Annotated in this window: 11 protein-coding genes and 1 tRNA gene; 7 read left to right on the top strand and 5 right to left on the bottom strand. The window is 67.1% G+C overall.

All coding sequences use genetic code 11. The features are described from left to right. The first annotated feature begins 147 nt into the window (after positions 1–147). Positions 148–224, top strand: a tRNA-Asp gene (locus V7Q48_RS11175). 90 nt (positions 225–314) lie between these two features. Here the strand turns inward: V7Q48_RS11175 and V7Q48_RS11170 are convergent. From V7Q48_RS11170 to V7Q48_RS11155, 4 genes are all read right to left on the bottom strand, one after another. Continuing rightward, complete coding sequence (locus V7Q48_RS11170; protein ID WP_333838177.1) at positions 315–551, bottom strand: DUF2842 domain-containing protein; 237 nt, start codon at positions 549–551, stop codon at positions 315–317. Further along, positions 551–1,165, bottom strand: coding sequence for a 5-formyltetrahydrofolate cyclo-ligase (locus V7Q48_RS11165; RefSeq protein WP_333838176.1), 615 nt, complete (start codon positions 1,163–1,165; stop codon positions 551–553). Before V7Q48_RS11165 ends, V7Q48_RS11170 begins: the two co-directional genes overlap by 1 nt. A 155-nt stretch (positions 1,166–1,320) precedes the next feature. Continuing rightward, positions 1,321–1,650 (bottom strand): cell division protein ZapA, encoded by a 330-nt coding sequence (locus V7Q48_RS11160; RefSeq protein ID WP_333838175.1) that lies wholly within the window; start codon positions 1,648–1,650, stop codon positions 1,321–1,323. A 61-nt stretch (positions 1,651–1,711) separates the two neighbouring features. Next, positions 1,712–1,939: a hypothetical protein gene (locus tag V7Q48_RS11155; RefSeq protein ID WP_333838174.1), complete on the bottom strand. Its 228-nt coding sequence runs from the start codon at positions 1,937–1,939 to the stop codon at positions 1,712–1,714. Between the two features lie 245 nt (positions 1,940–2,184). Between V7Q48_RS11155 and tkt the strand changes: the two genes are divergently transcribed. The 4 genes from tkt to V7Q48_RS11135 all read left to right on the top strand — a co-directional run bounded on the left by tkt (position 2,185) and on the right by V7Q48_RS11135 (position 7,524). Next, a complete protein-coding gene (gene tkt / locus V7Q48_RS11150) occupies positions 2,185–4,152 on the top strand; it encodes a transketolase (protein ID WP_333838173.1) in 1,968 nt (655 codons plus the stop codon). 51 nt (positions 4,153–4,203) lie between these two features. Next, a complete protein-coding gene (gene gap / locus V7Q48_RS11145) occupies positions 4,204–5,211 on the top strand; it encodes a type I glyceraldehyde-3-phosphate dehydrogenase (RefSeq protein WP_333838172.1) in 1,008 nt (335 codons plus the stop codon). A gap of 89 nt (positions 5,212–5,300) precedes the next feature. Beyond that, entirely contained in the window at positions 5,301–6,497 is a 1,197-nt protein-coding gene (locus V7Q48_RS11140) for a phosphoglycerate kinase (RefSeq protein ID WP_333838170.1), read from the top strand. 124 nt (positions 6,498–6,621) lie between these two features. After that, positions 6,622–7,524 (top strand): fructose bisphosphate aldolase, encoded by a 903-nt coding sequence (locus tag V7Q48_RS11135; RefSeq protein ID WP_333838168.1) that lies wholly within the window; start codon positions 6,622–6,624, stop codon positions 7,522–7,524. Here the strand turns inward: V7Q48_RS11135 and V7Q48_RS11130 are convergent. Then, positions 7,514–7,882: a hypothetical protein gene (locus V7Q48_RS11130; RefSeq protein WP_333838166.1), complete on the bottom strand. Its 369-nt coding sequence runs from the start codon at positions 7,880–7,882 to the stop codon at positions 7,514–7,516. The two genes, V7Q48_RS11135 and V7Q48_RS11130, sit on opposite strands and share 11 nt — an antisense overlap. A 199-nt stretch (positions 7,883–8,081) precedes the next feature. On the opposite strand from V7Q48_RS11130, the gene thiE reads away from it, so the two are divergent. Next, positions 8,082–8,744, top strand: a complete 663-nt coding sequence (thiE, locus tag V7Q48_RS11125) for a thiamine phosphate synthase (protein WP_333838165.1) — start codon at positions 8,082–8,084, stop codon at positions 8,742–8,744. An 86-nt stretch (positions 8,745–8,830) separates the two neighbouring features. Further along, on the top strand, positions 8,831–9,928 hold the full coding sequence (locus V7Q48_RS11120) for a L,D-transpeptidase family protein (RefSeq protein ID WP_333838163.1): 1,098 nt from the start codon (positions 8,831–8,833) through the stop codon (positions 9,926–9,928). The last annotated feature ends 41 nt before the right edge of the window (positions 9,929–9,969 follow it).

The raw sequence follows: 9,969 nt of genomic DNA, 5'->3' as shown, positions 1-9,969 counted from the left end.
TGCCGGCCTGTCACGCCGGAGGTCGCGGGTTCGAGCCCCGTCACTCGCGCCACTTCCCTTGGGTAGTTTGCTGGTTGGCCGTTTTCCGCAAGGAACGCCGTTGACACGCGGATGACACCGCCTTAGAGGCGCAAACCCCAAGGGTACGCGGGTGTAGCTCAGTTGGTTAGAGTGCCGGCCTGTCACGCCGGAGGTCGCGGGTTCGAGCCCCGTCACTCGCGCCACTTGGATGGTTTAAAGAAGGCAGCCTTCGGGCTGCCTTTTTTGTTGCGCAATTGGCCTGTGTCACCGGTCGCGCCATAGGCGCTCGCTGCTTAGCCCCAGCGTCCGGTTTCCATCCAGATCAGGAACCGGCGCAGCGGCAGCAGCCAGATCGTGCCCAGCACCAGGTAAAGCGGCACCTGCGCCAGGACAGGCAGGCGGGCAATCTGGTCGCCAAGCCCCATGACGATCCCGCCATAGAGCACCAGCGCCGCGATCAGCGCGAGAATGCCGACCGGCTTGCGCCAGGTTGGCGGGCCGGGCGGTCCGAAATGCGGGTGCTGGCTCATCAGAACGGGCCGTAGAGCCGCGTCGGGGTCACCACCGCGTGCAAGCGATGGTCATGCGGCTCGCGGGGGAGCGATTCGACCAGCTGCGCGTCCCAGGCCAGGCCGATGGCGACTGCGTCGGGATGACCGGCCAGCCAGCGGTCGTAATGCCCGCCGCCTTGGCCGAGCCGGGCGCCATCGGCCGTAAAACCGACCAGCGGCACGAACAGCACGTCGGGCGTGACCGTTTCGGTGGAGGCGTCAGGCTGGCGGACGCCCCACGGGTCCGCGACCAGCTCGTCATCGAGCGGCGGGACCAGCCAGCGCCGAAACTGCATGGGCGCACTGCGGTCGGCGAACCAGGGCAGACCCACTGTATGGCCGGCTTCGTGAAAAAACGCGGCATAGCTCGCTGCGGGTGCCTCGAACGGCCCGGCGTGATAGACGCCGATCGTTGCATCCTGCGGGATCAGGCCCAGCAGCGGCGCCGGCGGGCGGCGCATGAGCAACGCTCGCGTGCGCGGGTCGAGCGCCTCGACATGCGCGCGGCGTGCAGCGCGCAATTGCTTGCGCAGCGCCTGCTTGGCGGCAACGGTTTCGATCGTATCCGGGGATGGGGGTGACGGGCCCACCATGGGTCGTTCTCCGGAAAAATCCTCCGACGCCTCAACGTCAGGTGGGGACCATGTGCCTGGGCCAGGGCCCAGGTAGGGACAGCCCCCGTGGATTTGCTTATAGCCTCAGGGATGTTTCAAGCGGCGCGTGCCGGGCAGAACCCGTCCTCTCCAATCTAGGAGGTCGCCGCGTCCGGCTCAAGGGGTTCGCCGAGTTTGAGCGCGAGGTTTTCCACGCGCACGGCCAGCGAGGCCATGCGCGCGAACAGCTCGGGCGGGACCGGGGAGGCTGCCACCGGTGGCCGGCTGTGCGAATCATGCAGCTCGTCGGCCAGCATGAGCGCTGCAAACAACAACATGCGCGCCTCGCTGTTGGTGGTGTGATTGCCCATGCGGCGCAGCCGGTCGTCGATCATGCGGCCCAGCATCTCGATATGCGCTTCCTCGCCGGCAGCCACCGAAATGGTCAGCGCGCGGCCGCCGATCGCCAGTGTCACATTGGTCATGGGCATGGTCACTGGGCTTGTGTCCCCGGTCGGAGGTTGCGGTCGGAGGTACGGGCGGCGGTTATTGCGGCAGGCTCGACAGCAGCAGATCGAGCTGCTGCAGTTCTTCGGTCACGCGCTCGCGCAGCTTGCGGTGACGAGACTTCAATTCATGGAGTTCGGCCTGCGCGCCCTGTTCCTCGCGCGCATCCGCCTCGCGCCGGGCGACGACCGATTCCAGTCGCTCCAGCGCCAGTTCGATCCGCTCCACGGCCGAAAACAGGTCTGCAATGCCATCCGATGTCGCCATGGGAAAAGCGGTAACACAAAGTCGCCGGCCTGCAAGTTCTGCCGTGCATCATGCCGTCGCGCACTGGGCCCCAGGGCAGACCGTCGGGCGCCGGGCTCAGGCAATCGAATGCTGCCCTGGCGCACGGGCGAATTCGCGGCGCTTGCGCTTGACGGTGGCAGGCCGGGGAACCAAAGAAGCGGCGGCCCACCCGAATCGAACGCAGCCATGGCTGCGGCCGCGAGACGAAGGACATACACCCTAATATGAAAAGCGATCCGACCGCGCTGGCACCCATGGCCAACGCGATCCGTGCGCTCGCCATGGACGCGGTCCAGGCAGCGAATTCCGGCCACCCCGGCATGCCGATGGGCATGGCCGACGTCGCCACGGTGCTCTGGTCGCGCTTTCTCAAGTTCGATCCCTCGGCGCCCAAGTGGGCCGATCGCGATCGCTTCGTCCTTTCGGCCGGTCACGGCTCGATGCTCGCCTACGCGCTGCTGCACCTCTCGGGTTACGCGCAGCCGACGATGGACGACATCCGCAATTTCCGACAGCTGACCAGCCCCTGCGCCGGCCACCCGGAAAACTTCCTGCTGCCGGGCGTCGAATGCACCACCGGCCCGCTGGGCCAGGGCTTCGCGATGGCGGTCGGCATGGCCATGGCCGAGCGTCACCTCAACGCGCAGTTCGGTGACGACCTCGTCGATCACCGTACCTGGGTGATCGCCGGCGACGGCTGCCTGATGGAAGGCATCAACCACGAGGCGGTCGGCCTGGCCGGCACGCTCAAGCTCGGTCGCATGATCGTGCTGTGGGATAACAACAAGATCACCATCGACGGCGATACTGCGCTGTCCACCAGCGAAGACATCCTCGGGCGCTATGCCGCCAGCGGTTGGCACACCGAAGACTGCGACGGCCACGACTTCGCCGATATCGAGCGCGCGATTGCCGCGGCGATGGAAGACGACCGTCCGTCGCTGATCTCGTGCCGCACGGTGATCGGGCAGGGCGCGCCGAACAAGAAGGGCAGCCACAGCGTCCACGGCTCGCCGCTGGGCAAGGACGAGATCGCCGCAGCCCGCGAATTCCTCGGCTGGACCGCCGAGCCGTTCGTGATCCCCGAGGACATCATGGCCAACTGGCGCGCTACCGGCGATGCCGGCCGTGACCTGCGCACCGAGTGGGAAGGGCGCCTGGCCGCCAATCCGCAAGGGCCCGAGCTGATGCGCCGCATGGCCGGCGAGCTGCCCTCGGGCGAGGAAGCCGGGCGCGTGTTCGGCGAATGGCTGGCCAAGGACCAGAACATCGCGACGCGCAAGTCGTCGGAACTCGCGCTCGAGGTGCTGACCGCCGAGATCCCCGAAATGGTCGGCGGTTCGGCCGACCTGACCGGCTCGAACAACACGAAGACCAAGGCCACCACGCCGTTCGGCCCGAACGACTATGCCGGGCGCTATGTCTATTACGGCATTCGCGAGTTCGGTATGGCCGCGGCGATGAACGGCATGGCGCTGCACGGCGGGATCATCCCGTATGGCGGCACCTTCCTGGTCTTTGCCGACTATTGCCGCAACGCGATCCGCATGTCGGCGCTGCAGCACGCCCGCGTGATCTACGTGCTTACGCACGATTCGATCGGCCTGGGCGAGGACGGCCCGACGCACCAGCCGATCGAGACGGTGATGAGCCTGCGCATGATCCCCAACCTGCAGGTCTTCCGTCCTGCCGACGTGATCGAGACCGCCGAGTGCTGGAACATCGCGCTCGCCTCGCCGGACAAGCCTTCGGTGCTGGCGCTGACCCGCCAGAACCTGCCGCAGCTGCGCCATGATGGCGCGATGCTGAGCGCGAAGGGCGCCTATCGCCTCGTCTCGGCCGGCGCGGCCCGCAAGGTTGTCTTGCTCGCCACCGGCTCGGAAGTGTCGCTGGCGGTGGACGTCGCCAAGGCGCTCGAGGCGCAGGGCGTGGGTGCCGACGTCGTCTCGATGCCCAGCTGGGAACTGTTCGAGGCGCAGGACGCGGCCTACAAGGCGGACGTCATTCCCGCAGGTGTGCTCAAGGTCTCGATCGAGGCCGGCACGACTTTCGGCTGGCAGAAGCACGTGGGCGACGGGCTGACCTTCGGCATCGACACGTTCGGTGCCTCGGCCCCTGCGCCCGAGCTTTACGACCACTTCGGACTGACGGCAGACAAGATCGTGCCGCAGATCCTCGCGCGGCTGGGCTGACCAGCCGCGTATCATCCGACATTCGATCCATCATCGCAGGGAGTAAGGACCATGGCGACCAAGGTTGCAATCAACGGTTTCGGGCGCATCGGCCGCAACGTGGCGCGTGCCATTCTCGAGCGGCCCGACTGCGGCCTCGAACTGGTCGCGATCAACGACCTCGCCAGCGCCAAGGCGAATGCCCTGCTGTTCAAGCGTGACAGCGTCCACGGTGCGTTCCCCGGCACCGTCGAAGTGGATGGCGACGATCTCGTGATCAACGGCCAGCGCATCAAGGTGACGGCCGAGCGTGACCCGGCCAACCTGCCGCACGGCGAACTGGGCGTGGACATCGCGCTCGAGTGCACTGGCTTCTTCACCGATCGTGAAGGCGGCCAGAAGCACATCGACGCGGGCGCCAAGCGCGTGCTGATCTCGGCCCCGGCCAAGGGCGTGGACCTGACCGTCGTGTTCGGCGTCAACCACGACAAGCTGACCGCCGATCACAAGATCGTGTCGAACGCTTCGTGCACCACCAACTGCCTGGCGCCCTTCGCCAAGGTGCTGAACGATGCCATCGGCATCGAGCGTGGCCTGATGACCACGGTGCACAGCTACACCAACGACCAGAAGATCCTCGACCAGATCCACTCGGACCCGCGCCGTTCGCGCGCCGCGGCGATGAGCATGATCCCGACCACCACCGGTGCCGCGCGCGCCGTGGGCGAGGTGCTGCCCGAACTGAAGGGCAAGCTCGACGGTTCGGCCATCCGCGTGCCGACGCCCAACGTCTCGGTGGTCGACCTGACCTTCCAGCCCAAGCGTGACACGACCAAGGACGAAGTCAACGCGCTGCTCAAGGCCGCGGCCGAAGGCCCGCTCAAGGGCGTGCTGGCCTACAGCGACGAACCGCTGGTCTCGATCGACTACAACCATGACTCGCACTCGTCGACGATCGACAGCCTCGAGACCTCGGTGATCGACGGCAAGCTTGTTCGCGTCCTTTCGTGGTACGACAACGAGTGGGGCTTCTCGAACCGCATGGTCGACACCGCCGGTGCGATGGGCGCGCTGATCTGATAGCCTGAATGCTAAGGCCCGGTGCCCGCGCGCCCGACTTCGGTTGGGGGCGGGCGCCGGGCCTTTTCCTTATGGAACGGGGCCTTACGATGACTTTCAAGACTTTGGACGACCTGGGCGACGTGACCGGCAAGGCCGTGCTCGTGCGCGAAGACCTCAACGTGCCGATGGCCGATGGCAGCGTTAGCGACGATACGCGGCTGCGCGCGACCGTCGCCACGCTCACCGAACTGGCCGACAAGGGCGCCAAGGTGCTGGTCCTGGCCCACTTCGGCCGCCCCAAGGGCGAGCGCAGCGCCGCCAACTCGCTCGAGCAGATCGTGCCTGCGCTGAGCCACGTGCTCGGCCGTCCGGTGGCGTTCATCGCCGACTGCGCCGGGGCCGAGGCCGAAGCAGCCGTCGCCGCGATGGCGCCGGGCAGCATTGCCGTGCTCGAGAACACGCGCTTCCACGCCGGCGAGGAAAAGAACGATCCCGCGCTGGTCGCCGCGATGGCCAAGCTCGGCGATGTCTATGTGAACGACGCGTTCTCCGCCGCGCACCGCGCCCATGCCTCGACCGCGGGCCTTGCGGGCGTTCTGCCCGCCTATGCCGGCCGCGCGATGCAGGCCGAGCTCGAGGCGCTGGAAAAGGCGCTGGGCCAGCCGGTCAAGCCGGTGGCGGCGGTCGTCGGCGGGGCCAAGGTCTCGACCAAGCTCGACGTGCTCAAGCATCTGGTCGGCAAGGTCGATCACCTGATCATCGGTGGCGGCATGGCCAACACCTTCCTCGCCGCGCGCGGCGTCGATGTCGGCAAGTCGCTGTGCGAGCATGACCTGACCGCCACGGCCGAGGAAATTCTCGACAATGCGGACAAGGCCGGCTGCACCGTGCACCTGCCTTACGATGTGGTGCTGTCGAAGGAGTTCGCTGCCAATCCGCCGAGCCTGCGTACCGCGAACGTCCACGAAGTCGGCGCGGACGAGATGATCCTCGACGTCGGCCCGACCGCGGTCGAGTCGCTGGGTGACGTGCTCAAGACCTGCAAGACCCTGGTGTGGAACGGTCCGCTCGGCGCGTTCGAGATGCAGCCGTTCGATGCCGCGACCGTTGCCCTGGCGCGCACGGCAGCGGCACTGACCAAGGAAGGTTCGCTGGTTTCGGTGGCGGGCGGCGGCGATACCGTTGCGGCGCTCAACCATGCCGGCGTGGCGGGGGATTTCTCCTACGTCTCGACTGCGGGCGGTGCGTTCCTCGAATGGATGGAAGGCAAGGAGCTTCCGGGCGTCGCCGCGCTGGAAGCCTGACCGAATTTTTGCAGGCGCGTGTTGCAGTGCAGCGCGCGCCTGTTTAAGGCCTGCTCGCGCATAGGTATGCACCATTAGATTCGCGGGCGTGCCCACCGCCTGCGCCAAACCCTGGGGATCGACGATGAACCATGCTGAAATGACCGAGAAGATGGCCGCCGGACATGGCTTCATCGCCGCACTGGACCAGAGCGGCGGGTCGACCCCCAAGGCGCTCAAGGGCTACGGCGTCGAGGAAAGCGCCTATTCCTCCGAAGAGGAGATGTTCGGGCTGATCCACGAGATGCGCAGCCGCATCATTCGCTCGTCCGTGTTCAATGGTGACAAGGTCATCGGCGCGATCCTGTTTGAGCGGACCATGGACGGCTCGGTCGACGGCAAGCCGGTTCCGACCGCGCTGATCGAAAAGGGCGTCGTCCCCTTTATCAAGGTCGACAAGGGTCTCGAGGACGAAGCCAACGGCGTCCAGTTGATGAAGCCGATGCCCGAACTCGACGCGCTGGTCGCGCGGTCGAAGGCGCTGGGCGTGTTCGGCACCAAGGAACGCTCGGTGATCAACTCGGCCAATGCCGAGGGCATCGCCGCCGTGGTCAAGCAGCAGTTCGAGATCGGCCAGCAGATCCTTGCCGGTGGCCTCATGCCGATCATCGAGCCTGAAGTGAACATCAAGATCGAGACGCGCGCAGAGTGCGATCGCATCCTCGCCGACGAGATCCTGAAGGCGCTCGACGCGCTGCCCGAGGGCACGCAGGTCATGCTCAAGCTGTCGCTGCCCAAGGTGCCGGGCACGTTCGACGCGCTTGTCGATCACCCTAAGGTGCTTCGCGTCGTCGCGCTGTCGGGCGGCTACGCGCGCCCCGAGGCTTGCCAGGAACTGGCGAAGAACAAGGGCATCATCGCCAGCTTCAGCCGTGCGCTGCTCGAAGACCTGCGCCACCAGATGACCGACGCGGAATTCGATGCCGCGCTTGGCGGCGCGATCGACGAGATCTTCGCCGGATCGACCCAGAAGCTGGTTACGGCCTGACTTGGCTCCAGTGAAACCGCCAGGCTGCCGGCAGGATCGTCTTGCCGGCCAGCCTGCCGGGCTCCGCCCCGTCGAGCACGAGGCCCGAGACGTCGGGCTTGCCCAGTTCGAGGTCGCGCACGATCCGCCGGCCGTGATCGGTGATCGCGGTGCGCACGATCAGGCGACCGGCCTGAATGCAGCGCGCGTTTTCCGGGCAGCGGCTGTCTTCTTCCACGCTGAGCGGCTGTACCCGGAAGGCGCCCACGCGGGTGGTCTCGCCAAGTCGGGCCATGGCATCGGGGCGCGGCTCTTTCGGCAATGTCGCACAGGCGCCGATGGCGAGCAGCGACAGCAGCGGCCAGAGTGGCCGGGGCATACGGTTGGTGGTCCTCATACCGGGGAAATGCGCAAGGCTGGCTTGGGGTTCCGCCCATCCGCGGTCTTGCGCAACGCTGTGCAAAATAACGCCGGATCAACCGGTTGCCCAGGGCGTCCAGCTGGCCCGCCGATGACCTGCAAGAGCGACGATGCGGCGCCCATGGACGCGCAAATGCGAACCCGCTAGGGCCGCGGGCATGACCGACCTTGCCAGCCAGCTGTATCTGATCTCGCCGCTCGACGTCAGCGGCACCTTTGCCGATCGTCTTGCCCGCGCGCTCGATGCCGGGCCAGTGGCCGCATTCCAGTTCCGCGTGAAGGATCTGGACGAACATGCCGCCGCGCGCCTTGCAGAGCCGCTGCAGCGCATCTGTGCCGATCGCGAGGTCGCGTTCATCGTCAACGATTCGATCAGCCTCGCCAAGCGACTGGGCGCCGATGGCGTGCACCTTGGCCAGGACGACGGGACGGTCGAGGAAGCGCGGCAGCGCCTCGGGCGTGACACCCAGGTCGGCGTGACCTGCCACGACAGCCGCCATCTCGGCATGGAGGCCGGCGAAGCGGGGGCGGACTATGTCGCCTTCGGTGCCTTCTTCCCCAGCGGCACCAAGGTGACCAAGCATCATGCCGAACCAGACCTGCTGACCTGGTGGTCGACGCTGTTCGAGCTGCCTTGCGTGGCGATCGGCGGCATCACCGCCGCCAATTGCGCACCGCTGGTCAGCGCAGGCGCGGATTTTCTGGCGGTGAGCGGAGACGTCTGGGCCAATGCCGGTGGCCTCGATGAAGCCGCCGCGTTGGCAGCCTTGGTCGAGGCCGTGCGGCGAGCGCCGCCCCGCGCCACCGAGGGGCTGGCCTGAGCGCAGGGCGGGGGCCAGGAACGCACGTGGGAACGCGCGCGCAGGCGACGGGTTGAGGCGCAATACGCGCAAGACCTGGAGCCACGATGACCCGACCGATCCGCCGCCTGCTGCCTCTGTTCCCGGCGGCGCTTCTCGCTCTTGCCACTACCGCCTGCGACCGTCCCGCCGACAAGCCCGATGCACCGGCATCGTCGCAGCCGGCCGCGGGTGCTGATTCGATGGTCTCGCACGATGCCGCCCCGGGGCAGCCCGCCGGCTGGCAGGACGACACGCCGCGCCCCGAGATGCAGGCGCAGGTCGTGCTCGAGCGCCTGGGCTTTGCCCCGGGTGTGATCGATGGAACTCTTGGCCTGTCGACCCACAATGCACTGCGCGGCTTCCAGGAGGCCCAGGGCCTGCCCGTGACGGGCGAACTGGACGAGGCGACCAAGGCGGCGCTGGCTCGCGCGGGGGCGATCCCCGCGACGCGCGAGGTCACCATTCCGGCCGATTTTGCCGCAGGGCCGTTCGCCCCGCTGCCCAAGGACCCGAGCGAGCAGGCCAAGCTGCCAGGCCTCGGATATGCATCGCTCGACGAAAAGCTGGGCGAGCGCTTCCACACCACACCGGACGTGCTGCACGCGCTCAACCCCGGAGCGCCGCCGTTCGCGGCCGGCGCCAAGATCCGGGTGCCCAACATCGGTGCCGATGCGATCGACCCGGCGACGATAGAGGACGCCGCCTGGCGCCAGACCATGGCGAGCCTCGGAGTCGGCAGCCAGCAGCCGGCCGCCGCGCGGATCGTGGTCAGCAAAAAGGCCGGAACACTCAAGGCCTATGACGACAAGGACAAGCTGATCGCGCTGTTCACCGTCACCACCGGATCGAGCCATGACCCGCTGCCGCTGGGCAACTGGAAGATCTACGGCGTCGATCACAACCCCAAGTTCCACTACAATCCCAAGCTCTTCTGGGACGTGTCGGACAAGAAGCCGGCCGCGCTCCTGCCGCCCGGTCCCAACGGCCCGGTGGGCGTGGTGTGGATCGACCTGTCAAAGCCGCACTACGGCATCCACGGCACCGCCGAGCCGCAGACTATCGGCCGGGCGCAGAGTCACGGCTGCGTACGCCTGACCAACTGGGACGTGGCGCGTCTGGCGCAGATGGTGAGCCAGAAGACCAAGGTTACGTTCGTGGCCTGATCGGCCGGACTTTCCTTGTCCGTTGACGCGTGGCACACACG

The sequence above is a fragment of the Novosphingobium sp. genome (assembly GCF_036803765.1).
GTDB lineage: Bacteria > Pseudomonadota > Alphaproteobacteria > Sphingomonadales > Sphingomonadaceae > Novosphingobium.
Note: the sequence above shows the minus strand (reverse complement) of the source record. Positions and strands in the feature narration are given on the sequence as shown.